Here is a 22,483-nt window from a genome sequence, read left to right on the forward strand (position 1 = left end):
GGACCTACGGTCCCGCTCAACGCCTGAGTTCATAAGGGCGCTCTGTGTTCACATACAAGAACGAGAACGGAGCTGCTGTGCGTCGAACCGCATTCCTTGTGACCGTCACCGCCCTGGTCCTGGGCGCTCTCGTGTCACCGAACGCCCCCCGGGCCCAAGCCGCCCCCACCACCTTCGCCCACCCCGGGGTCACCGTCTCGCGGGCACAACTGGACTTCGTCCGGGGCAAGGTCGACTCCGCGGCCCAGCCCTGGAAGGGCGCCTTCGACCAGTTGCTGGCGAGCAAGTACGCCAGCCTGAGCCGCACCCCCAAGCCTCGCGCCGTGGTCGAGTGCGGGTCCTACTCCAACCCGAACTACGGCTGCACGGACGAGCGGGAGGACGCCCTCGCGGCCTACACCGACGCCCTCGCCTGGTACGTCACGCGGGACGAGCGGTACGCGAAGAAGGCCATCGAGCTGATGGACGCATGGTCGGCCGTCGTCAAGGACCACACCAACAGCAACGCGCCCCTCCAGACCGGCTGGGCCGGCTCGTCCTGGCCGAGGGCCGCCGAGATCATCAAGTACACGTACACCGGCGGCTGGTCCGGCTCCGGCCGCTTCGCGACCATGCTGCGGGACGTCTACCTGCCCGAGGTCATCAACGGCTCCAACTCCAACGGCAACTGGGAGCTGTCCATGACGGAGGCCGCGATCGGCATCTCCGTCTTCCTCGAGGACAGGACCTCGTACGACAAGGCGATGGCGAGGTTCCGCACCCGCACGGCCGCCTACGTCTACCTGGCCTCCGACGGTGAGCTGCCGAAGACCGTGCCCAGCCAGAACCTGAACACCCGGGACAAGGTCGTCGCCTACTGGCAGGGACAGGGAACCTTCGTCACCGGCCTCACCCAGGAGACCTGCCGCGACCTCACCCACACCGGGTACGGCATCTCCGCGATCTCGCACGTCGCCGAGACCAGCCGGATCCAGGGGCAGGACCTGTACGGCACCGACGTCGGCGAGCGGCTGCGGCAGGCGCTCGGCTTCCAGGCCAAGTACGAACTCGGCGCGGCCGTCCCGAGCTGGCTGTGCGGCGGCTCGCTGAACCAGGCGCTCGGCCCGGTCACCGAGGTCGGCTACAACGCGCTGCACAACCGTCTGGGCATCGCGATGACCAACACCCAGACGCTGACCCTCCAGAACCGCCCGGCGGGCAGCAACAACCTCTTCGTCGCCTGGGAGACGCTCACCCACGGGGACAATCCCGCGTGACCCGATGTGCGTGAACCGATACGGGGGGCTCGTCCGATGAAGGGGTGAGGGGCGCCGGTGTCCGTCTCGCCGCGTCAGGGTTGCGTCAAAGGCGCCCCTCACCCTTCAGTCCGTCCCTTATGTCGGATCCGTTGGCCGTAAGGTCGACGCTGCGTACGCAGGAGTCACGGGAAGACAATGAGGCCATGGCACGCGGAAAGCTTCGGATCTACCTCGGTGCGGCACCGGGCGTGGGCAAGACGTACGCGATGCTGTCCGAAGCGCACCGCCGGGTGGAGCGCGGCACGGACTGCGTGGTGGGGTTCGTCGAGCACCACGGGCGGCAGCGCACCGAGGTGATGCTGCACGGCCTCGAACAGGTCCCGCGCCGGGAACTGGAGTACCGGGGCGGCACCTTCACCGAGATGGACGTGGACGCGGTCCTCACCCGAGCCCCGCGGGTCGCCCTGGTGGACGAACTCGCGCACACCAACGTCCCGGGCTCACGCAACGCCAAGCGCTGGCAGGACGTGCAGGAACTGCTCGCCGCCGGCGTCGACGTGGTCTCGACCGTGAACATCCAGCACCTGGAGTCCCTCGGCGACGTCGTGGAGTCGATCACGGGGGTGCGGCAGCAGGAGACGGTGCCCGACGAGTTCGTCCGGCGTGCCGACGAGATCGAGCTGGTGGACATGGCGCCGCAGGCGCTGCGGCGGCGGATGGCGCACGGGAACATCTATCAGCCGGACAAGGTCGACGCCGCCCTCTCCAACTACTTCCGGCCCGGCAACCTCACCGCCCTGCGCGAGCTGGCCCTGCTGTGGGTGGCCGACCGGGTCGACGAATACCTGAAGCAGTACCGCAGCGATCACCGCGTGTCGGCGATCTGGGGGTCACGCGAGCGGATCGTGGTCGGGCTGACCGGCGGCCCGGAGGGACGCACCCTGATCCGGCGGGCGGCCCGACTGGCGGAGAAGGGCGCGGGCGGGGAGGTACTGGCCGTGTACATCGCCCGCAGCGACGGGCTGACGTCCGCCTCGCCCAAGGAACTCGCGGTCCAGCGCACCCTCGTCGAGGACCTCGGCGGCACCTTCCACCACGTGGTCGGCGACGACATCCCCGCCGCCCTGCTCGACTTCGCCCGCGGGGTCAACGCCACCCAGATCGTGCTCGGCTCCTCGCGCCGCAAGACCTGGCAGTACGTCTTCGGGCCCGGGGTGGGCGCGACCGTCGCCCGGGGCGCGGGGTCCGACCTCGACGTGCACATCGTCACCCACGAAGAGGTCGCCAAGGGGCGTGGCCTGCCGGTGGCCCGGAGCGCCCGGCTCGGGCGGGCCCGGATCCTGTGGGGCTGGCTGGTCGGTGTGCTCGGTCCGGTGCTGCTGGCCCTGCTGCTGAACACCGTCCACCTCGGCCTCGCCAACGACATGCTGCTGTTCCTGGCCGTGACGGTGGCGGCGGCGCTGCTGGGCGGGCTGTTGCCGGCCCTGGCCTCGGCGGCGGTGGGCTCGCTCCTGCTGAACTACTTCTACACACCGCCCCTGCACCGCTGGACGATCGCCGATCCCAAGAACATCGTCGCCATCGTGATCTTCGTCGGCGTGGGGGTGTCGGTGGCGTCGGTGGTCGACCTGGCGGCCCGGCGTACGCACCAGGCGGCCCGGCTGCGCGCCGAGTCGGAGATCCTGTCCTACCTGGCGGGCAACGTGCTGCGCGGCGAGACCAGCCTGGAGGCGCTGCTGGAGCGGGTGCGCGAGACCTTCGGGATGGAGTCGGCGGCACTGCTGGAGCGGGCCGACGACAGAGCCCCGTGGACCCGCGCGGGCCACGTCGGGTCCGGACGACCGGTCGAGCGGCCCGAGGACGCGGACGTGGACGTCCCGGTCGGCGACCACCTGGCGCTGGCGCTCACCGGCCGGGTCCTGCCCGCGGAGGACCGGCGGGTACTGGCCGCGTTCGCCGCGCAGGCCGTCGTCGTACTGGACCGGCGGCGTCTCCAGGAGGAGGCCGAACAGGCCCGCGCGCTGGCCGAGGGCAACCGCATCCGCACGGCCCTGCTGGCCGCCGTGAGCCACGACCTGCGGACCCCGCTGGCCGGGATCAAGGCGGCGGTGTCGAGCCTCAGATCCGACGACGTCGCCTGGTCGGAGGAGGACGAGGCGGAGCTCCTGGAAGGCATCGAGGACGGCGCGGACCGCCTCGACCACCTGGTGGGCAACCTGCTGGACATGTCCCGCCTCCAGACCGGTACGGTCACGCCGATCATCCGGGAGACCGACCTCGACGAGGTGGTGCCGATGGCGCTGGGCGGCGTGCCCGATCCCACCGAGAGCGTCGAACTGGACATCCCGGAGTCGCTGCCCATGGTCGCGGTGGACGCCGGGCTGCTGGAGCGGTCGGTCGCCAACCTCGTGGAGAACGCGGTCAAGTACAGTCCGGCCGGCCGGAGCGTGCTGGTCTCGGCGAGCGCGCTGTCCGACCGGGTCGAGGTGCGGGTCGTGGACCGCGGACCGGGCGTCCCCGACGAGGCCAAGGAGCGGATATTCGCCCCTTTCCAGCGCTACGGTGACGCCCCGCGCGGGGCCGGGGTGGGCCTGGGGCTCGCGGTCGCGCGCGGCTTCGCCGAGGCCATGGGCGGCACCCTCGACGCGGAGGACACCCCCGGCGGCGGCCTCACCATGGTCCTCACCGTCCGCGCGGCGGGACCGCGCCCCGAGCCGCAGGCCGCACAGCCCGCACAACCCGAAAGGCACGCCTCATGCTGAGCCCGGCCGAGGGGACGCCCCAGGCTCCCACGAGAGTGCTCGTGATCGACGACGAGCCGCAGATCGTCCGCGCCCTCGTGATCAACCTCAAGGCCCGCAGGTACGAGGTCGACGCCGCCCACGACGGAGCCACCGCCCTCCGGCTCGCCGCCGCCCGCCACCCGGACGTCATCGTCCTCGACCTGGGCCTGCCGGACATGGACGGCGTCGAGGTGATCAAGGGCCTGCGCGGCTGGACCAGGGTGCCGATCCTGGTGCTGTCCGCCCGGCACTCCTCGGACGAGAAGGTCGAGGCGCTCGACGCGGGCGCCGACGACTACGTCACCAAGCCGTTCGGCATGGACGAGTTGCTCGCCCGGCTGCGCGCCGCCGTCCGCCGGGCCGAACCCGCCGGAGGCGGCGACGACGAGGTGCTGGTGGAGACCGGCACGTTCACCGTCGACCTGGCCGCGAAGAAGGTCAACCGGGCGGGGAAGGACGTACGGCTGACGCCCACGGAGTGGCATCTGCTGGAGGTGCTGGTACGCAACAGCGGCCGGCTGGTCAGCCAGAAGCAGCTGCTCCAGGAGGTGTGGGGGCCGTCCTACGGGACGGAGACCAACTACCTGCGGGTGTACATGGCCCAGCTGAGACGCAAGCTCGAGGCGGATCCCTCGCATCCCGAGCACTTCGTCACGGAGCCGGGGATGGGATACCGGTTCGAGCGCTAGTACGACCCGGTGGGGCGGCGACTACGGCTCCGCGGGGGTGCCCCGGTACCCTTCAGACATGAGTGCTGTCCCTCGTTCCGAAAAGCCGGTGGGCCGGTTCCGGCGCATGCTCGACCGGCTCTCCTCTTCGCAGGAGGACCTGGAGTCGGAGGAGCTGCGAGAGGACGCCGAGACGGCCGGATGCACCCGGATCGGAGACTGCCAGGACCGCCAGATCGTCACGGTTACTGGTACCTTGCGCACGGTCACTCTGCGGCCACGCGCCGGAGTCCCGGCCCTGGAGGCCGAGCTGTTCGACGGCAGCGCCGCGCTGGACGTGGTGTGGCTGGGCAGGCGCTCCATCGTGGGCATAGAGCCGGGACGCAGGCTCATCGCATCGGGTCGGGTCTCCATGAGCCGGGGCCGCCGGGTGCTGTTCAACCCCAAGTACGAACTGAGACCCCTGGGTAGGGAGTAGCCGGTGACGTCGCTCGACAAGCCGACCGAAGACACGACCGCGGACGACACGACCGCGGCCGACGCCCGGGCGGTGACCGAGGCCGCGCTGTTCGAGGCGTTCGGCGGGGTCCGGGGCATGGTCGAGACGGTCGTGCCCGGCCTGCTCTTCGTCACGGTCTTCACGATCAACAAGGATCTGCACATGTCCGCGATCGCCGCGCTCGCGGTGTCGCTGATCCTGGTCGTGGTCCGCCTGGCGATGAAGGACACGGTCAAGCACGCCTTCAGCGGGGTTTTCGGGGTCGCCTTCGGCGTCGTCTTCGCGATGATGACCGGCAACGCCAAGGACTTCTATCTGCCGGGCATGCTCTACACGCTGGGCCTGGCCCTCGCCTACATCATCACGACGCTGTGCGGGGTGCCGCTGATCGGCCTGATCCTGGGCCCGGTCTTCAAGGAGAACCTCTCCTGGCGGACCCGCAACCCCGGTCGTAAGACGGCGTACGCCAAGGCCAGCTGGGCCTGGGGGCTGATCCTGCTCGCCAAGTGCGCGATCCTCTTCCCGCTGTACTGGTGGGCCGACACCGCGCAGCTGGGCTGGGTGCTGATCGCGCTGAAGATCCCGCCGTTCCTGCTCGCGGTCTGGCTGACGTGGGTCTTCCTCGCGAAGGCGCCCGCGCCGATCGACGTGTTCGCGGAGATGGAGGCGGAGGAGAAGGCGGAGGCCGCCGCCGCGGAGACGTCGGAGACGTCGGAGGCGGGTGGGCGGCACCGTCGGGAGTAGCTCCCGGTGTCGGGGTGACCGTCCCCGGGGGCTGCGCCCCCGGACCCCCTTCGGCCCTGAACGTGCCTCGTCCTCGAACGCCGGACGGGCTGGTAGGGACACGTAAGGGCCCGTGCTCGAACGCCGGACGGGCTGAGAGGGACTCGCACGGCGGGCGGGTCCTCGAAGGCCGGACGGGCCGAAAGACACAGACGCGTGACGGGGGCGTCCGGAGATTTCCGGGCGCCCCCATCCTGCGTATGTCTCGCGGCTCAGCCGGCGGTGTCCTCCTTGCGGACCGACAGGAGGTCCTCCAGCTGCTCCTCCCTGGCCTGGGCGGCCACGAAGAGGAGTTCGTCGCCCGGTTCGAGGGAGTCCTCGCGGGTCGGGGTCAGGACCCGGGTGCCTCGGATGATGGTGACCAGCGAGGTGTCCTCGGGCCATTCCACGTCGCCGACCTGGGTGCCGGCCAGGGCCGACTCCTCGGGGAGGGTCAGTTCGACGAGGTTGGCGTCGCCGTGGCTGAAGCGGAGCAGCCGGACCAGGTCGCCGACGCTCACCGCCTCCTCGACCAGGGCGGACATCAGACGGGGGGTGGAGACGGCCACGTCCACGCCCCAGGACTCGTTGAACAGCCACTCGTTCTTCGGGTTGTTCACCCGGGCGACGACGCGCGGGACGCCGTACTCCGTCTTGGCCAGCAGCGACACGACCAGGTTGACCTTGTCGTCGCCGGTCGCGGCGATCACGACGTTGCAGCGCTGGAGGGCCGCCTCGTCGAGGGAGGTGATCTCACAGGCGTCGGCCAGCAGCCACTCCGCCTGTGGGACGCGCTCGACCGAGATGGCGGTCGGCGCCTTGTCCACGAGCAGCACCTCGTGGCCGTTCTCCAGCAGTTCGCCCGCGATCGAGCGGCCGACGGCGCCGGCTCCGGCAATGGCGACCCTCATCAGTGACCGTCCTCCTTGGGACCCTCGGCGAACGAGGCCTCGACCTTCTCGACCTCGTCGCTGCGCAGCATCACGTGCACCAGATCGCCCTCCTGGAGCACCGTCTGCGAGGTCGGCAGGATCGCCTCGCCGAGGCGGGTGAGGAACGCCACGCGGACGCCCGTCTCCTCCTGAAGCTTGCTGATCTTGTGGCCGACCCAGGACGGGGCGGCGTGCACCTCGGCGAGCTCGACGCCGCCGGTGGGGTCGCGCCACAGCGGCTCGGCGCCCGACGGGAGCAGCCGGCGCAGCATCTGGTCGGCCGTCCAGCGCACGGTGGCGACGGTGGGGATACCCAGGCGCTGGTAGACCTCGGCGCGCCGGGGGTCGTAGATACGGGCGGCGACGTTCTCGATGCCGAACATCTCACGGGCCACCCGGGCGGCGATGATGTTGGAGTTGTCGCCGCTGGACACGGCCGCGAAGGCGCCGGCCTCCTCGATGCCCGCCTCGCGCAGGGTGTCCTGGTCGAAGCCGACTCCGGTGACCCGCCGGCCACCGAAACCGGAGCCCAGTCGTCGGAAGGCGGTGGGGTCCTGGTCGATCACGGCGACCGTGTGCCCCTGTTGCTCCAGGGTCTGCGCGAGGGCGGAACCCACCCTGCCGCAGCCCATGATGACGATGTGCACGACCGTCCTTCCGAGGTCAAAAAGTCAAGAAGTCAATAAAAAATCTGGCTTGGCTTTGAACAGGGTCTCAGACCGTCGACCAAGCTACACACGTGCGGTCACCGCAGGGCACCCCTGTGCACGCTTCACGTGATCAGCGGCGGCTGATGCTCCACAGGCTGAGGAAGGTAAGGATTCCGAGGCCGATGAGGGTGCCGACGGCGCCGATGATCTCCGCGGTCGTGTGCATGGACCCTCCAAGGGGGCGGCAGCGGGCGGGGATTGTCATATAGACATGGGGATCGGCGCCGTAACGGAATCCGCAGCACGGGCATGGCCGATTTCACCCGGGAGGCAGACGCGGCACACCATCACCCGGCTGAGGTCGGGGGAGGGTGGGCGGTCCCGTGTTCGAAGGCCTACGATCCTCTGTTGTGTCCAAACTGACCGACGTGCCCAAACGGATTCTGATCGGGCGCGCACTGCGCAGTGATCGGCTCGGAGAAACGCTCCTGCCGAAGCGCATCGCCCTGCCCGTCTTCGCTTCTGACCCGCTGTCCTCCGTGGCCTACGCGCCCGGGGAGGTGCTGCTGGTCCTGTCCATCGCGGGCGTGTCGGCCTACCACTTCAGCCCCTGGATCGCCCTCGCGGTCGTCGTGCTGATGTTCACGGTGGTCGCCTCCTACCGGCAGAACGTCCACGCCTACCCCAGCGGTGGCGGCGACTACGAGGTGGCCACCACCAACCTCGGCCCCAAGGCCGGCCTGACCGTCGCGAGCGCGCTGCTCGTCGACTACGTCCTGACCGTCGCCGTCTCCATCGCCTCCGGCATCGAGAACCTGGGCTCCGCGATCCCGTTCGTGGTCGAGCACAAGGTGGCCTGCGCGGTCGCGGTGATCGTGCTGCTGACGCTGATGAACCTGCGCGGCGTGAAGGAGTCCGGGAAGCTCTTCGCGATCCCCACCTACGTCTTCGTCGCGGGCGTCTTCATCATGATCGCCTGGGGCGCCTTCCGCGGACTGGTGCTCGACGACACCATGCGGGCGCCGACGGCCGAGTACACGATCAAGGCCGAGCACCAGGGCCTGGCCGGATTCGCCCTCGTCTTCCTGCTGCTGCGCGCCTTCTCCTCCGGCTGTGCCGCGCTCACCGGCGTGGAGGCCATCTCCAACGGCGTCCCCGCCTTCCGCAAGCCCAAGTCGAAGAACGCGGCGAGCACGCTCGCGGCGATGGGCCTGCTGGCCGTCACCATGTTCTGCGGCATCATCGTGCTGGCCCTGTTCACCAAGGTCCGGATGGCCGAGAACCCGGCCGTCGACCTGCTGCACGACGGGGTCGCGGTCGGCGCCGACTACGTCCAGAACCCGGTGATCACCCAGGTCGCCGAGGCCGTCTTCGGCAAGGGCAGCTTCCTCTTCATCGTGCTCGCCGCGGCCACCGCCCTGGTGCTGTTCCTCGCGGCGAACACCGCGTACAACGGCTTCCCGGTGCTCGGCTCGATCCTGGCCCAGGACCGCTATCTGCCCCGCCAGCTGCACACCCGCGGTGACCGCCTCGCCTTCTCCAACGGCATCGTGCTGCTGGCCGGCGCGGCCATGCTGCTGGTGATCATCTACGGCGCCGACTCCACGCGGCTGATCCAGCTGTACATCGTCGGCGTGTTCGTGTCGTTCACCCTCAGCCAGATCGGCATGGTGCGGCACTGGAACCGCCTCCTGGCCACCGAGACCGACCAGGCCAAGCGCCGTCACATGGTCCGCTCCCGCGCGATCAACACCTTCGGCGCCTTCTTCACCGGCCTGGTCCTGATCGTCGTCCTGGTCACCAAGTTCACGCACGGCGCCTGGGTCGCCCTGCTCGGCATGGTGATCTTCTACGGGACGATGAGCGCGATCCGCCGCCACTACGACGGCGTCTCCGCGGAGATCGCCGCTCCCGAGGGGCCCAGCGACGACACCGTCCGGCCCTCGCGCGTCCACTCGGTGCTGCTGATCTCCAAGATCCACCGCCCGACGCTGCGCGCCCTCGCCTACGCCAAGCTGATGCGCTCCGACACCCTCGAGGCGCTCACCGTCAACGTCGACCCGGCCGAGACGAGGACGCTGCGCGACGAGTGGGAACGGCGCGGTATCGACGTCCCGCTGAAGGTCCTGGACTCGCCCTACCGCGAGGTCACGCGGCCGGTCATCGAGTACGTCAAGAGCCTGCGCCAGGAGTCGCCGCGCGACGCGGTGTCGGTGATCATCCCGGAGTACGTGGTCGGCCACTGGTACGAGCACCTGCTGCACAACCAGAGCGCGCTCCGCCTCAAGGGCCGGCTGCTGTTCACGCCGGGCGTCATGGTCACGTCCGTCCCGTACCAGCTCCAGTCGTCCGAGGCGGCGAAGAAGCGGGCCCGCAGGCGCTCCGAGTGGAACGCTCCGGGCGCGGTGCGACGCGGCCCCGCGCAGCAGGGCCACCCGAAGGAGCCGACGGGCACGGGTTCCGCCGGCTCCCCGGGCTCCTCGAAGCCGGACGCGAAGAGCTGACCCTCGCCCCGGGCGGGCCCCCGGCCCTCGGCCCCTGACCCTCGCCCCGGCGCATGGTGAACGGCCGGACGACAGCCACGTAGACTGGTGGGCTGTTGTCCGGCCGTTCCTCGTTCGACGTTGTGGAGTCACCCCGCCATGCAGGCAGAACCGAAGAAGTCGCAGGCGGTGTCGCTCGTGGGGCAGGAATACGAGGTCGAGATCGGCCCCGTCGCCCATGGCGGCCACTGCATCGCCCGCACGGACGCCGGTCAGGTGCTGTTCGTCCGGCACACACTGCCCGGTGAGCGGGTCGTGGCCCGGGTGACCGAGGGCGAGGAGGGGGCCCGGTACCTGCGCGCGGACGCGGTACAGGTGCTCGAGGCGTCCAAGGACCGCGTCGAGGCACCCTGCCCGTACGCCGGACCCGGCCGCTGCGGCGGCTGCGACTGGCAGCACGCCAAGCCGGGCGCCCAGCGCCGGCTCAAGGGCGAGGTGATCGCCGAGCAGCTGCTGCGGCTCGCGGGCCTCACGCCCGAGGAGGCCGGCTGGGACGGCACCGTGATGCCGGCCGAGGGCGACAAGCTGCCGGCCGGCGAGGTGCCCGCCTGGCGCACCCGCGTCCAGTACGCGGTCGACGCCGACGGCAACGCCGGCCTGCGGCGCCACCGCTCGCACGAGGTCGAGCCGATCGAGCACTGCATGATCGCGGCACCGGGCGTCAGCGAGCTGGGCATCGAGGACCGCGACTGGTCCGGCATGGCCTCCGTCGACGCGATCGCCGCGACCGGCTCCCAGGACCGCATGGTGATCCTCGAGCCCCGCCCCGGAGCCCGCCTCCCCCTCGTCGAGCTGGACCGGCCCGTCTCCGTCATGCGCGTCGAGGAGCACGACGGCGGCATCCACCGCGTCCACGGCCGGGCCTTCGTGCGCGAGCGGGCCGACGGCCGGACGTACCGGGTCGGCAGCGGCGGCTTCTGGCAGGTCCATCCGCAGGCCGCCGACACCCTCGTCAAGGCGGTCATGCAGGGTCTGCTGCCGCGCAAGGGCGACATGGCGCTCGACCTGTACTGCGGCGTCGGCCTCTTCGCCGGCGCCCTCGCCGACCGCCTCGGCGACAAGGGCGCGGTCCTCGGCATCGAGTCCGGCAAGCGCGCGGTCGAGGACGCGCGGCACAACCTGGCCGGCTTCGAGCGGGTGCGGATCGAGCAGGGCAAGGTCGAGGCGGTGCTGCCCCGCACCGGGATCACCGAGGTCGACCTGATCGTCCTCGACCCGCCGCGCGCGGGCGCCGGCAAGAAGACGGTCGAACACCTGGCCTCGCTCGGCGCCCGGAGGATCGCGTACGTGGCCTGCGACCCGGCGGCACTGGCACGCGACCTGGCGTACTTCCGGGACGGCGGGTACCGGGTGAGGTCGCTGCGGGCTTTCGACCTGTTCCCGATGACGCACCACGTGGAGTGCGTGGCGGTGCTGGAGCCTGCGGCCAAGGGGAACTGACCTGCGCAGTTTTCCTGGGTTGCGCATGCCCGTCCGGGTGCGCTCGACGTGTTACCCGAAATGCACTACGTGGAACGTCCCGTTCGACGTGGAGTGGGTTCGACCTGCGACTTCGTGATCGGTGCAGGCCGCCTTGCTGAACCCCCGGCCCGGCTGCCGCTTGGCTTGAGCTTCGGGTTCAGCCCGGGGTCAGCCGTGGCGGCCCTGGCCTTCCATCGCCTCCACCAGCCGCTCCAAGGCCCCGACGACCCACTCGCGGTCCTTGCCGAGTCCTGCCAGTAGGTCCACCTCGGCGGCGAGTTGGCGGGGGAAGAGGTCGTCGACGGCCTTCGCGCCCGACTCCGTGATGGCGATCAGGGCGGCGCGGCGGTCGGCTGGATTGGGGGTGCGGGTGATGAAGCCGCGCCGTTCCAGCTTCGCGAGGGTCTTGCTGATGCCGGCGCGGGACAGGCCGAGGCGTTCGGCGAGGCTGCGGGCGATCACCGGGTCGGTGGCGTGGCGCAGCGGGATGAGTGTGTCGACCTCCGGGGCGGTGAGGGGGGCGCCCGCGTAGAGGGGCTCGACGGCGCGGTCGAGCAGGCCGGTGGCGCGCTTGAGCAGGCCGATCACTTCCATGGGGGAGGTGTCGAGGCCCGGATTGTGCGCGGCCCACTGGGCGCTGACGTCGGCGGGGGATGCGGACGCGGCGGGGGAGACGGGGGAGTCAGGGGTGGTGGGGGAGTGGGGCATGCGGCTCGGCTCGCCTTCTGGCCTGCGGGCTATTTGTTAGCTGGTGAACTATTGGTTATCTTTATTTTCATGGTACCTCCGTCATCTTCCCGTGCCGCCGCCGTGCCGACCACCACCGGTGCTGACACCGGTGCCACCGCTGGTGCCGTCACCGGTGGTGGGGCGGCCGGCGGCGCTCCCGGTCCGGCGCCGCGGGAGCGGTCGGCCGTCGCCCTCGTCGCCGTGCTCGGTGCTCTGACGGCGGTCGCGCCGCTCGCGACCGACATGTACGTCCCCGGCTTCCCGGCCATGGGCGACGCGCTCGGGGCGAGCAGCTCGGCCGTGCAGCTGACGATGACGGCGTTCCTGGCCGGGCTGGTCGTGGGACAACTGTTGATCGGGCCGTTGAGCGACGCTCTCGGGCGTCGCCGACTGCTGATATCCGGGTCGGCCGGGTTCGTGCTCTTCTCCCTGGTGTGCGCCGTCGCGCCGGACGTCGGTCTGCTGACCGGCGCCCGCTTCCTCCAGGGCGTGGCCGGCGCGGCGGGCATGGTGCTGGCCCGGGCCGTGCTCACCGACCGCTTCCACGGAGCCGAACTGCCGCGCCACTTCGCGGTGCTGTCCCAGGTCATGGGCGTGGCCCCGATCGCCGCGCCGGTGCTCGGCGGAGTCGTCCTGGGGGTTTCCACCTGGCGTGCGGTGTTCGTCGTGCTGGCCGTGCTGGGCGGACTGCTGGTGCTTGCCGTGGTGCGCGGGGTGCCGGAGTCCCTGCCGCCCGAGCGGCGTCGGAGCGGCGGGTTCGTGAACACGTTCCGAGCCATGGGAACGCTGCTCGGCCGCCGGGCGTTCATGGGATACGTCCTCGTCGTCGCCTTTGTGGCGGCCGCCCTGTTCACCTACATCAGCGGTTCCAGCTTCGTCTTCGAGGACCTCCACGGCGTCTCCTCGACGACGTACTCCCTCATCTTCGCCACGAACGCGGTCGGCATGCTGCTCGCCGGCGCGGTCTTCTCCTGGCTCGCCGGGCGGGGTGTGCGGCTGAACACCCTGCTCACGGCCGGTGTCGGCGTGGTGCTGGCGGGTGCGCTGGGGCAGGTTCTGGTGGTCCTGTCCGTGGGGGAGAGCCTCGTGGGTACGTGGCTGACGCTGTTCGTGACCGCCAGTGGCGTGGGGCTGGTCTTTCCGAGCGGCATGAGTATCGGGCAGTCGGTGGGGCGGATGGCGCCGGGAGCGGCGTCCGCGCTGCTGGGCGGTCTCCAGTTCCTCTTCGGAGCACTCGCCTCACCGCTGGTGGGAATGTTCGGGGAGGGCAGCTCCCTGCCGATGGCCCTGATCATGCTGGCCGCCGCCGCGGGGGCGGGACTTGCCCTCGTCGGGCTGGCGCGGCCGTGGCAGGGGCACGGGGAGCCGGCTGCGGGCTGAGGCTTTCGGCGGGCTGCTCCGGTGACGGGGCGCATCAGAGGTGTGGTCGAGCCGGGTCGCTCCCGAGTCTCGCTCGGGTCGCCTCCGAGTCGCCTCCGGGTCGCTCCCGTGGCGAAGATCCGCCACAATGGGCGCCCGTCGTCCGTTCGTCCGTACCGAACCATCCGAGGTTTCCCGTGACCCACTCCGTGGCCCGCGAGCCGCAGCGGCGCAATTCGCGGTCCAACCGGGCGCGCATTCTGGCCACCGCCCGGCAGGAGCTCGGCCGGAATCCGGACGTCACCCTGGAGGAGATCGCGCGCGCCTCCGGCGTCGTACGACGGACCCTCTTCGGCCATTTCCCGGGGCGGGCGGCATTGCTGGAGGCGCTGGCGGAGGAGGCGTCCGAGGCTCTGCGCGGCGCGCTGGCGGTCGCGTCGGCGCCGCGGGAGCCGGCCGAGCGGGCACTCGCGCACTTCGTCCACACGATCTGGCCGGTGGGCGACCGCTACCGCCTGCTCCTGGCGCTGGCTCGGCGCGACCTGGGCGACGAGCGCGTCGCCGAGATCCTCGCCCCGGCCCGCGACGAGGTCACCACCATCCTGACGCGCGGGCAGCGAGACGGTGTCTTCCACACGCAGTTGCCGCCCGCCGTGCTGAGCGCGGGGCTCGAGGCGATGCAGGTCGCGCTGCTGGAGGAGGTCAACACCGGGGCACTGGAGGACGACGGCAGCCGGACGGCCGTCGTCACGCTCGTCGCGGCCGGAGTGCCGGAAGAGCGGGCCCGTGCGGTGGTCGGCGAGGTCGTGTCGGCGGCCGGCGAGGCAGCTGAACCGGGGGCCTGAAACGCCTGAGTGAGGGTCTCCCTCCCCGGGCCGCAGATCCGCCTGTTCTGCCGCAGCCTCTGTGCCTGTTCCCGTGCCTGCCCTTGCCTTCGTGCCTGGTGCCTGCCCCTGTCTTCGTCCGCGGCCTCGCCTCTGCGTTCTGTGTTCCGCGTTCTGTGTTCTGTGTTCTGCGATGAGGGCACGACGTCGGTATCCAACGTCGGTAGCCGGTAGCCGGTAGCCGGTAGCCGGTAGCCGGTAACCGGTAGCCGGTAACCAGTAGCCAGGAGCCGGGCGTAGTCGAGACGGTCGCGGTCCGTGATCTGTCCGCCGCTGCCGTCTCAGGCCCGGTCAACCAGTCCTCGCGCAGGGCGAGTTCCGAAGGTGCCTGCGTCGGACGGGACCCGCGCGCCTGTACCTCGGGCGGCGCCGCGCTGTGCACGTCCGTGCCCTCCCGGCAGTCCTTCGCCCGCCGTGACACCGCCCCCTTGCCGTCGGCCTCGGGCGGCTCTCCCCTGGCCGAGTTCGATCCATCACCCCACCCCGATCCGGGCGCGAAAGCGGTCGTCCGCCCTGGGTGAGGTGAGGGCGGAGCGGCTCCGGGCACCCGTCGGAGCGGCAGGACGGCGGAGTATTTGCACAGTGATGGGCAATAAACTAGTCTGCACATCAACGGGCAATTAACTCGTCCTCTCTTAGGAGCCCCCCATGCCCTTCCCCGTCAACACACCCGTCGAGAAGATGACAGGGCCGTACGACAATCGCTGGTCGGCGTTGATCGTGCTCTGTCTGAGCCTGTTGATCGTGGTCATGGCGAACACCTCGCTGATCGTGGCCGCGCCGGACATGACGACGGACCTGGGGCTGAGCAGCAGCGACCTCCAGTGGGTCATCGACGGCTACACGGTCCCGTATGCCGCGCTGATGCTCGTGCTGGGGTCGATCGGCGACAAGTACAGCCGTCGCGGCGCGCTCGTCACCGGGCTGCTGGTCTTCGCGGGCGGTTCGGTGATGGGGAGCCTGGTGGACCGGACCGAGCTGGTCATCACGGCTCGCGCGATCATGGGTGTCGGCGCCGCGGTCGTCATGCCGGCCACGTTGTCGCTGCTCGTCGCGATCTTCCCGCGGCGGGAGCGGGCGAAGGCCATCACGGCCTGGACGGCCACCTCGGGGCTGGCCATCGCCGTCGGTCCGCTCGTCGCCGGCTGGCTGCTCCAGGACCATGCGTGGGGCTCGACCTTCCTGATCAACGTCCCCATCGCGCTCGTCGCCGTCGTCGGCGCGCTCGCGCTGGTCCCGCCGTCCAGGGCGGCGGGCATGGGCCGGATCGACTACGTCGGCGGTCTGCTGTCGATCGTCTCCGTCGGCGCGCTGGTGTACGCGACCATCGAGGGCCCGCACTTCGGCTGGGGCGTCGGCCCGATCGCCGCGGCCGTGGTCTCCGGGGTCGGTCTGGTGACCTTCGTGGCCTGGGAGCTGCGGCATCCGCACCCGATGCTGGATGTCCGCAAGTTCCGTCTGCGGCCCTTCGGCGGTTCGATGCTGGCGGTGCTGTTCTTCTTCTTCGGCACCTTCGGCGCGATCTACTACTCCACCCAGTTCCTCCAGTTCGTGCTGGACTACGACGCGCTGGAGACCGGTGTACGGCTGTTGCCGCTGGCCGGCGCGGTGTTCGTGGGTGCTGCGGTGACCGGGCGGCTGACCCCGAAGCTGGGCGTGCGGGCCATGGTCGTGTCCGGCATGGTGATCGGCACCGCGGGCGTCTTCCTGCTCACCCGCGTCGACACGGGCTCGACGTACACGGACTTCCTCGCGCCGATGATGATGCTGGGCTTCGCGATCGGCCTGAGCGTGTCCCCGGCCACCGACACGATCATGGGGTCGTTCCCGGAGAACGAGCTGGGTGTCGGCGGCGGCGCCAACGACACCGCGCTGGAGCTGGGCGGTTCGCTCGGCATCGCGATCCTCGGCTCGCTGCTCGGCACCGCGTATCGCGACAAGCTGACCGGCCTGGTCGGCGGCAACCTTCCGGCTGCCGCGCTGGAGACCGCCAAGGACTCGGTGGGCGGTGGCCTGGCGGTCGCCGAGCAGGTCGCGAAGGACCCCGCGGGTGGCGTGCAGCAGGCGCAGGCCCTGGTGGAGGCCGTGCACGAGGCCTTCGCGCACGGTGTCGCCCAGACCAGCCTGATCGGCGGGATCATCATGGCCGCCGGCACGATGATCGTCTTCGCGGTCCTGCCCGGCCGCAAGGCCTCGGTGGACGCTGAGGCGGCGAAGGATTCCGAGGAGTCCGGCGCTTCGGGCTCGGGCTCGGGCTCGGGCTCAGGATCGGACTCGGAGCAGTACACGGACGTCTCCCGATAGGACAGGCCGTCCGGCCCCCTGTTGTGCGTCTGCAGTCCGCCGTCCGCCGTCCGCCGTCTGCCGTCTGCCGTCTGCCGTCAGCTGACTGCCTGACTGTTTGTCCGTCCCCTCCCGTCCCGGCCCGCTCGCCCGGCTCCGCCCCGCCCCGGTGTTTCTCGGAACTCCGCAGGTGGGGCGTTCGGCGTCCGGATTCAGGCGTCCGAATCAGTCGGAGACGGTGGCGTGCTCCGGCTCCGGCTGCGACTCCGTGGCCGCCTTCGGCATCAGCCCGCTCATCGCGGCGCACTGCTCGGGTCCCATGACGTGGGCCAGCGCCCCCGTCACCGTCTCGGCCAGGGCGCCGGAGGCCTCCCGGAGCATGTCCCGGGCCTTGTCGGTGAGCGCCACCTCCACCCCGCGCTTGTCCCCGGACACCGACCTGCGGGTGACGAGACCGGCGTGCTGAAGGCAGGCGATCTGGTACGTCAGCCGGGTCTTGGGCCGGCCCAGCAGTTCCGCGACGCGGGTCATGCGCAGGCCGCCCTGGGGCTGTTCGGCCAGGAGGCACAGGACCAGGAACTCGTCGTGCGAGACGTCGAGGTGCTCCTTGACCACCGAGCGCAGCCGCTGTTCCACCGCGCCGGTCGCCGCCAGCAGCAACATCCAGCCACGCAGCTCGGACGGCAGCAGACCCGCCCCGGCGCCCTGCGCTGACGGGCATGCGGGCAGGTCGGCGGGGTGTTCAGCGGAGTCTGCCATGGTTCGAGTGTATCTCTAGTCCAAATTTGCATGACCCTGTTGTCCAGATTTGGATAACCGGCTAGCGTGGCCGTGACCCTTATCCAGACGCGGAACACCAAGGAGAACGGCCATGACCGTCGCCGTGGAAACCGGACTGTGGCAGCTCGACGCGGGCGCCTCCACCGTCGCCGTGAAGCACAAGGCGATGTGGGGCCTGGTCCCCGTCAAGGGCGTCTTCGCCACCGTCGGCGGCGGGGGTGAGGTGGCCGCCGACGGGACCGTCACCGGCTCCCTGGTCCTGGACGCCGCTTCCGTCGACACCAAGAACCCGAAGCGGGACAAGCATCTGCGCAGCGGGGACTTCTTCGACGTCGAGAACCACCCCGAGATCACTTTCGCGGTGCGCTCCGCCGAACTCGGGGCCGACGGGGACGTGAAGGTGTCCGGCCAGCTGACGGTGCGCGGCATCAGCCGGCCGCAGAACTTCACCGCCCGTCTGAGCCAGGCGGATGCCGACGCGGTCACCCTGGACGCCACGTTCACCGTGGACCGGAACGAGTTCGGGATGACTCTGAACCAGCTCGGCATGATGGGTGGCCTGACGACGATCACCACCACGCTCCGCTTCACCCGCACGGTCGCCTGATACGCCGTCATCCCGGGGTGCGTCAGTCACCTGACCCTGCGTCAGCGTCGTTGCGTGTGAAGGACTTTTGACGTCCCGCGCCTGGCCAGGGTCACGTGAACGTCGCCTTCGGTGTCATCAGTGCCAAGTTGGTTGTGTGGCACGGCGGTTGTGGGGACTCACGCGGGATTCAGGGGGATGGACGGGCGTCCCCGCCTGCCACAACTGCCGTGTTCGCCGGGGGCCGGGGAACCGGCCGGTTGAGTCGCCCTGATCCGGGTCACCCGCCCGTGTGACTCTGTCGCCGCCCCTGTGATTTCGCCGGCGGGCGAGGACGCACTCCGCCGCAGGTCAAAACCACTCCGCCGTAGATTGCGGTGACCGGGCCCCGGGCCGTCGGTCACGCCGGCGTCACCATCTCTCGTACGCCCGTACCGGCCGAGCCGATCAGCCGAGCCGATCACTGCCGCCGTGTACGCGCTTTCGCCACGGAATCAGGGCTGGTGAGCGGCGCACACCTGGACGTGGGGATTCCGGTGTGGTCGCCCCGAGAAGCCGCCGCGCGCTGCCGGAGACCGTGGCGGTCCGTGTCGCTGTTGGGCTGAACGGGTGACTTGGCGTAAGAATGGCTGGTGCAGGCATTGAAGGCGAGTCAGTTCGGGGGGTGCCGGTGAACCGTTACGACGTCACCGATGAACAGTGGGAAGGGCTCGCTCAGGTTGTTCCGCTGCGGGGCCGGGACGCGTGGCCGTCGGCGGTGAGCCATCGCTCGCTCCCTGACGCGGAGACGGAGACCCGGCGGCGTTTCGTCGTGCTGCGGGTCAACGTCTTCGCGGACGCCCGCGAGGTCGCCGAGACGCTGATGGCGGGCATCCCGGTGCTGCTCGACCTGACGGGCGCGGAGACCGACACCGCCAAGCGCGTCCTGGACTTCTCCACCGGAGTCGTATTCGGCCTGGCCAGCGGCATGCACCGGGTCGACCGCAACGTCTTCCTGCTGACCCCGCCGGGCACCGAGGTCAGCGGGATCATGGAGGGAGCGGGGATTCCAGGAGTCTGAGCGACCCCCGGGCGTCGAGCGACCCGCGCCCAGCGCGGCGCTCGGCGGCGCCCGCGGCCGGTGCTCGGTGCCCGGCGCCGCCCGCCAACGGTGGTCGGTGCTCGGCATGCGGCGTAGTGCGCAGCGGCGTGGTCGTCGAGGACGTCGGGGACGTTGAGGACGTCGAGGACGTCGGGGACGTCGAGGACGTCGGGGTCGCTCGATCGTAGGAAGGTTTTCGGGGCGGAACGGTTCGTCGGCCTGCGGAGTCCTACGGTCCGGATATGCCCTCGCCGTTTGCCTCCTCCGCTGCCTCCCCGTCGGCTTCTTCGGCTGCCGCTTCCCCCACTCCGTCCGCCCTTTCCGGCTCCTCCGCCCCCTCTGCCGCTTCCACGGCCTCGGCCCGCCCGGTATCCGCCGGGCCGCCGTCGGCAGACGTCGCCCCCACCGTGCCCGCGCAAGCCCCGTCCGCGGCGGAGCGACGCGGTCAGCCCTCCGTGCCGTCCTCCGCGCAGTCCACCGCGCAGGGCCCCGGTCCCGGCCCCCGTACGGGCCCCGGCACGGCGTCCGCCCAGGTGCGGTACGTCCGGCCCTGCGTCACCGAACTGCGGCTCTCCGCCTTCGAGGGTCATCGGCGGGCCAGGTTCGCGCTCGGGGCGGTCACGCTGTTCGTCGGGGCCAGCGGGAGCGGCAAGACCAGCGCGCTGCGCGCCTACGAAGCGCTGGCGCGGCTCGGCGGCGGAGCCCCGCTGGGTGAGGTGTTCGCCGATCCGCTCGCGTGTGTACCGCAGGGGGCGCGGCCCGATGCCCAGCGTCGCCGGGGATTCCGTATCGGATGCACGGCCGACGGACCCGGCGGCCCGGTCCGGCTCGATGTCGCGGTACAGGCCGAACCGGAGCTGCGCATCGTGGGGGAGCGGCTGAGCGCGGCGGGTGTCGTACTGCTGGAGACGGCACTGCGCGATCCCGGCCGCCGCACGGTGCAGGCGGCCTGGCACACCGGGGGCTCCGCGCCCGTGACACGGGCCCCGCTGCCCGACGACCGGCTTGGCACCGCCCTGCTGCCCCTGCGCGTGGCGGGTAAGACCGACGGGCAACGTCAGGTGCTCGCCGCCGCGGAACAGATGGTCGTCGCCCTGCGCTCCGTCTTCGCCTGCGATCCGCAGCCCGACTGGATGGGGGTCCCGGTCCCCACCGGCTCCGGCCGACTGCTCACCGGCTGCGACAACCTCGCCGACGTCCTGTGGCGCACCCGGGAGGAGTGCGCCCGACGGCACGCGCAACTGGTGGCCGCGCTGTCCGCCGGTTCCGGCGCACCGGTCGTGGACCTGCGTGCCGAACCGCTGGCCGACGGCACGGTCCGGGCGCTGCTCCACCGCGCCGACGGCAGCCGTACGGAACTCGCCCGGCTGGGATACGGCGAGCTGCGTTACGTCGCCCTCGCCCTGGTGCTGCTCACCGGGCCGGGCGTCCTCGACGTGGACCCGGCCGGCGAGGTGCCCGCCGCGATGCAGACCCTCACGCTGCTCGCGGACGGCCTGGACCGCGGCCTCGACGCACGACAGCGCGCCGAACTGCTGCGGCTGGCGGTGCGGATGGCCGAGCGCGGGCACATCCGCTGCGTCGGCGCGGTCGGCGACGGCTATGGCGCCGCCCGGACGGAGGGAGTGACGGTGGTACACCTGGGTGCGTGACTGAACAACACCTCGACGTGGCGAAGCTCCAGCGCAGACTCGCCGAGTTCGCGGCCGCGCGGAACTGGCAGCCCTTCCACACCCCGAAGAACCTCGTCGCCGCCCTCAGCGTGGAGGCGTCCGAACTGGTCGAGATCTTCCAGTGGTTGACGCCGGAGGAGTCGGCACGCGTGATGGAGGACCCGGACACCGCCCACCGGGTGACGGACGAGGTCGCCGACGTACTCGCCTATCTGCTCCAGCTCTGCCAGGTCCTCGGTGTCGATCCGCTGGCGGCGCTGGACGCGAAGATCGACCGCAACGAGCACAGGTTCCCGGCGCCGTAGGGAGACCCTGCACCGCCCGGCACAGGCCCGGCCGGGACCTTGTGGAAACCCCGCGGAACCTCCGCCTCGTCGCGCGGCGGTGACGTGCGGCCTCGGCGGTGACGTGCGGCCTCGGTGGTGACGTTCGGCCGTGCGGGCGGGGGTGACGCGCGGCGGCGTCGCGCGCCGGTGACGCGATGACCCCGTAGCGGTCCCGGTGCGGCCCGTGGACACCTCGCAGCGGCATCTCGGATGTGAGCCGAACAGTCCGTTTTCACTCTCCGCAGTCGACGGGCGGACCGAAATCGATTTGTTGTCCACAGATTTCGGTCTTCCTCTGGCTTTTCGCCCCACAGACCCTCACTCTGGGTAGTGGACTGGTGGAGACGGGTGTTCGGGCGGACGTGCGAGCAGCACGTCGGGCAGACGGGGGCAGCGCATGGATGCGGTGCGGCTCATCCTGACGAGCAGGAGCGCGCTGGCGGGCAGCGCGGAAGGAGCGGGGATCCTCGCGGAGGTGTGGCAGGCGCAAGCCCTGGCGCAGGCGATCGGCAGTCGCCTCGCCGTCTCGGGCCCGCCCGAACTGCGCGGTGAGGCGCTGGGGCTGACCGAGCTGGCGGGCAGAGGCTGCGGCGTGCTGGGCGCGCCCGACCTCGACCCCGGGGACCTGCTCGCCGCCCGGCTCACCGAACTGGACGACGCACGCCGGGCGCTGCTCGACCTGAGCGGGCTCCTGGGCGAGGTCGGCATCGCCCTGGTCGGCCTGGCGAGCTCGGCGGACGACCAGGGCACGTACTGGAAGTGCATGGAGGCCATCGACGCGGCGGACGAGTCCAGGGACCGGGTCCTGGAGATGCTGCGCAAACTGGCGGCGAGGGAGGAACGGGAGGAGAGGGAGGGCGCCTTGCCGGAGAGGTGAGGAAAGCCGACCTGCCCGGCGCGCTCGGCGGAAGGGGAGGAGGGGAAAGGGGGAGAGGGGCGGGCGGGGAGGGGGGAGAGAGCGGGAGGCGGAAGGAAGTGGAGGCGGAGGTCAGCCCATCACGTCACCCTCATCTCCCGGCCCCCGCATCACACCCCCGGCCGACTGGAAGTCCGCGTCCAGCGCCGAGAGGTCCGCGTTGAGCGCCGCCATCAGCTCCTCCATCTGCTCCAGCAACCCCTTCGGCTGAGCTGCGGCGGGGGCCCCGCCCTGCTGCGGCACGGTCTCTTCGGACATGACGGCCTCCTCGGCGCTGGCCCCCCGGGAGGAGGGCCGATGCGGGTGACGTCCCGGCGCTGACCAGCCGGG

The 22,483-nt window shown here is 71.0% G+C and carries 20 protein-coding genes; 15 read left to right on the forward strand and 5 right to left on the reverse strand.

The features are described 5' to 3' along the window. Positions 1-77: 77 nt before the first annotated feature. From AOQ37_RS29065 to AOQ37_RS29085, 5 genes are all read left to right on the forward strand, one after another. A complete protein-coding gene (locus AOQ37_RS29065) occupies positions 78-1,256 on the forward strand; it encodes an alginate lyase family protein (RefSeq protein WP_062648523.1) in 1,179 nt (392 codons plus the stop codon). Positions 1,257-1,441: 185 nt separating this feature from the next. Beyond that, the gene (locus AOQ37_RS29070; RefSeq protein ID WP_062648525.1) at positions 1,442-4,000 is read left to right on the forward strand and encodes a DUF4118 domain-containing protein; all 2,559 of its coding nucleotides are present in this window, start codon (positions 1,442-1,444) and stop codon (positions 3,998-4,000) included. Next, positions 3,994-4,710 carry a response regulator gene (locus AOQ37_RS29075; RefSeq protein ID WP_062648527.1) on the forward strand — a complete coding sequence of 239 codons (717 nt, stop codon included), beginning with the start codon at positions 3,994-3,996 and terminating at the stop codon, positions 4,708-4,710. The genes AOQ37_RS29070 and AOQ37_RS29075 overlap by 7 nt, the downstream gene beginning before the upstream one ends. A 58-nt stretch (positions 4,711-4,768) precedes the next feature. After that, entirely contained in the window at positions 4,769-5,167 is a 399-nt protein-coding gene (locus AOQ37_RS29080) for an OB-fold nucleic acid binding domain-containing protein (protein WP_078890401.1), read from the forward strand. 3 nt (positions 5,168-5,170) lie between these two features. Further along, positions 5,171-5,932, forward strand: a complete 762-nt coding sequence (locus AOQ37_RS29085) for a DUF3159 domain-containing protein (RefSeq protein ID WP_062648529.1) — start codon at positions 5,171-5,173, stop codon at positions 5,930-5,932. A gap of 251 nt (positions 5,933-6,183) precedes the next feature. Here AOQ37_RS29085 and AOQ37_RS29090 read toward each other — a convergent pair whose 3' ends face one another. Beyond that, positions 6,184-6,861 carry a potassium channel family protein gene (locus tag AOQ37_RS29090; RefSeq protein ID WP_062648531.1) on the reverse strand — a complete coding sequence of 226 codons (678 nt, stop codon included), beginning with the start codon at positions 6,859-6,861 and terminating at the stop codon, positions 6,184-6,186. Beyond that, positions 6,861-7,529 carry a potassium channel family protein gene (locus tag AOQ37_RS29095; protein WP_020125146.1) on the reverse strand — a complete coding sequence of 223 codons (669 nt, stop codon included), beginning with the start codon at positions 7,527-7,529 and terminating at the stop codon, positions 6,861-6,863. Before AOQ37_RS29095 ends, AOQ37_RS29090 begins: the two co-directional genes overlap by 1 nt. A gap of 413 nt (positions 7,530-7,942) precedes the next feature. Between AOQ37_RS29095 and AOQ37_RS29100 the strand changes: the two genes are divergently transcribed. Further along, positions 7,943-10,036, forward strand: a complete 2,094-nt coding sequence (locus AOQ37_RS29100) for an APC family permease (protein WP_062648533.1) — start codon at positions 7,943-7,945, stop codon at positions 10,034-10,036. A 138-nt stretch (positions 10,037-10,174) separates the two neighbouring features. Continuing rightward, positions 10,175-11,515, forward strand: a complete 1,341-nt coding sequence (locus AOQ37_RS29105; RefSeq protein ID WP_062648535.1) for a class I SAM-dependent RNA methyltransferase — start codon at positions 10,175-10,177, stop codon at positions 11,513-11,515. Positions 11,516-11,704: 189 nt separating this feature from the next. Here AOQ37_RS29105 and AOQ37_RS29110 read toward each other — a convergent pair whose 3' ends face one another. Further along, positions 11,705-12,244, reverse strand: coding sequence for a MarR family winged helix-turn-helix transcriptional regulator (locus tag AOQ37_RS29110; protein WP_062648537.1), 540 nt, complete (start codon positions 12,242-12,244; stop codon positions 11,705-11,707). Between the two features lie 69 nt (positions 12,245-12,313). On the opposite strand from AOQ37_RS29110, the gene AOQ37_RS29115 reads away from it, so the two are divergent. The 3 genes from AOQ37_RS29115 to AOQ37_RS29125 all read left to right on the forward strand — a co-directional run bounded on the left by AOQ37_RS29115 (position 12,314) and on the right by AOQ37_RS29125 (position 16,812). Next, a complete protein-coding gene (locus tag AOQ37_RS29115) occupies positions 12,314-13,645 on the forward strand; it encodes a multidrug effflux MFS transporter (RefSeq protein WP_062648539.1) in 1,332 nt (443 codons plus the stop codon). Positions 13,646-13,821: 176 nt separating this feature from the next. Then, a complete protein-coding gene (locus AOQ37_RS29120) occupies positions 13,822-14,469 on the forward strand; it encodes a TetR/AcrR family transcriptional regulator (RefSeq protein ID WP_062648541.1) in 648 nt (215 codons plus the stop codon). 687 nt (positions 14,470-15,156) lie between these two features. Then, the gene (locus tag AOQ37_RS29125; RefSeq protein WP_062648544.1) at positions 15,157-16,812 is read left to right on the forward strand and encodes an MFS transporter; all 1,656 of its coding nucleotides are present in this window, start codon (positions 15,157-15,159) and stop codon (positions 16,810-16,812) included. A gap of 204 nt (positions 16,813-17,016) precedes the next feature. Here AOQ37_RS29125 and AOQ37_RS29130 read toward each other — a convergent pair whose 3' ends face one another. After that, positions 17,017-17,550, reverse strand: a complete 534-nt coding sequence (locus AOQ37_RS29130; RefSeq protein WP_062648546.1) for a MarR family winged helix-turn-helix transcriptional regulator — start codon at positions 17,548-17,550, stop codon at positions 17,017-17,019. 112 nt (positions 17,551-17,662) lie between these two features. Between AOQ37_RS29130 and AOQ37_RS29135 the strand changes: the two genes are divergently transcribed. The 5 genes from AOQ37_RS29135 (at position 17,663) to AOQ37_RS29155 (ending at position 22,114) form a co-directional block, all read left to right on the forward strand. Continuing rightward, on the forward strand, positions 17,663-18,178 hold the full coding sequence (locus AOQ37_RS29135; protein WP_062648548.1) for a YceI family protein: 516 nt from the start codon (positions 17,663-17,665) through the stop codon (positions 18,176-18,178). A gap of 649 nt (positions 18,179-18,827) precedes the next feature. After that, positions 18,828-19,217, forward strand: coding sequence for a cell division protein SepF (locus AOQ37_RS29140; RefSeq protein ID WP_199825100.1), 390 nt, complete (start codon positions 18,828-18,830; stop codon positions 19,215-19,217). Between the two features lie 554 nt (positions 19,218-19,771). Further along, positions 19,772-20,890, forward strand: a complete 1,119-nt coding sequence (locus AOQ37_RS29145) for an AAA family ATPase (RefSeq protein WP_062649013.1) — start codon at positions 19,772-19,774, stop codon at positions 20,888-20,890. Further along, complete coding sequence (locus tag AOQ37_RS29150) at positions 20,887-21,216, forward strand: nucleotide pyrophosphohydrolase (RefSeq protein ID WP_062648553.1); 330 nt, start codon at positions 20,887-20,889, stop codon at positions 21,214-21,216. The genes AOQ37_RS29145 and AOQ37_RS29150 overlap by 4 nt, the downstream gene beginning before the upstream one ends. A 418-nt stretch (positions 21,217-21,634) precedes the next feature. Then, positions 21,635-22,114, forward strand: coding sequence for a DUF6099 family protein (locus AOQ37_RS29155; RefSeq protein WP_062648555.1), 480 nt, complete (start codon positions 21,635-21,637; stop codon positions 22,112-22,114). 111 nt (positions 22,115-22,225) lie between these two features. Here the strand turns inward: AOQ37_RS29155 and AOQ37_RS29160 are convergent, their stop codons facing one another. Beyond that, complete coding sequence (locus tag AOQ37_RS29160) at positions 22,226-22,411, reverse strand: hypothetical protein (RefSeq protein WP_062648557.1); 186 nt, start codon at positions 22,409-22,411, stop codon at positions 22,226-22,228. Positions 22,412-22,483 lie beyond the last annotated feature (72 nt).

This window comes from Streptomyces maremycinicus, assembly GCF_001184025.1.
Classification (GTDB): Bacteria; Actinomycetota; Actinomycetes; order Streptomycetales; family Streptomycetaceae; genus Streptomyces; species Streptomyces maremycinicus.

Bases quoted from the DNA above. Each gene is read 5' to 3' on its own strand.
- AOQ37_RS29070 (WP_062648525.1), top strand. From the start codon at position 1,442: ATGGCACGCGGAAAGCTTCGGATCTACCTCGGTGCGGCACCGGGCGTG.
- AOQ37_RS29075 (WP_062648527.1), top strand. From the start codon at position 3,994: ATGCTGAGCCCGGCCGAGGGGACGCCCCAGGCTCCCACGAGAGTGCTC.
- AOQ37_RS29080 (WP_078890401.1), top strand. From the start codon at position 4,769: ATGAGTGCTGTCCCTCGTTCCGAAAAGCCGGTGGGCCGGTTCCGGCGC.
- AOQ37_RS29090 (WP_062648531.1), bottom strand. From the start codon at position 6,861: ATGAGGGTCGCCATTGCCGGAGCCGGCGCCGTCGGCCGCTCGATCGCG.
- AOQ37_RS29105 (WP_062648535.1), top strand. From the start codon at position 10,175: ATGCAGGCAGAACCGAAGAAGTCGCAGGCGGTGTCGCTCGTGGGGCAG.
- AOQ37_RS29110 (WP_062648537.1), bottom strand. From the start codon at position 12,244: ATGCCCCACTCCCCCACCACCCCTGACTCCCCCGTCTCCCCCGCCGCG.
- AOQ37_RS29115 (WP_062648539.1), top strand. From the start codon at position 12,314: ATGGTACCTCCGTCATCTTCCCGTGCCGCCGCCGTGCCGACCACCACC.
- AOQ37_RS29125 (WP_062648544.1), top strand. From the start codon at position 15,157: ATGCCCTTCCCCGTCAACACACCCGTCGAGAAGATGACAGGGCCGTAC.
- AOQ37_RS29130 (WP_062648546.1), bottom strand. From the start codon at position 17,550: ATGGCAGACTCCGCTGAACACCCCGCCGACCTGCCCGCATGCCCGTCA.
- AOQ37_RS29135 (WP_062648548.1), top strand. From the start codon at position 17,663: ATGACCGTCGCCGTGGAAACCGGACTGTGGCAGCTCGACGCGGGCGCC.
- AOQ37_RS29155 (WP_062648555.1), top strand. From the start codon at position 21,635: ATGGATGCGGTGCGGCTCATCCTGACGAGCAGGAGCGCGCTGGCGGGC.
- AOQ37_RS29160 (WP_062648557.1), bottom strand. From the start codon at position 22,411: ATGTCCGAAGAGACCGTGCCGCAGCAGGGCGGGGCCCCCGCCGCAGCT.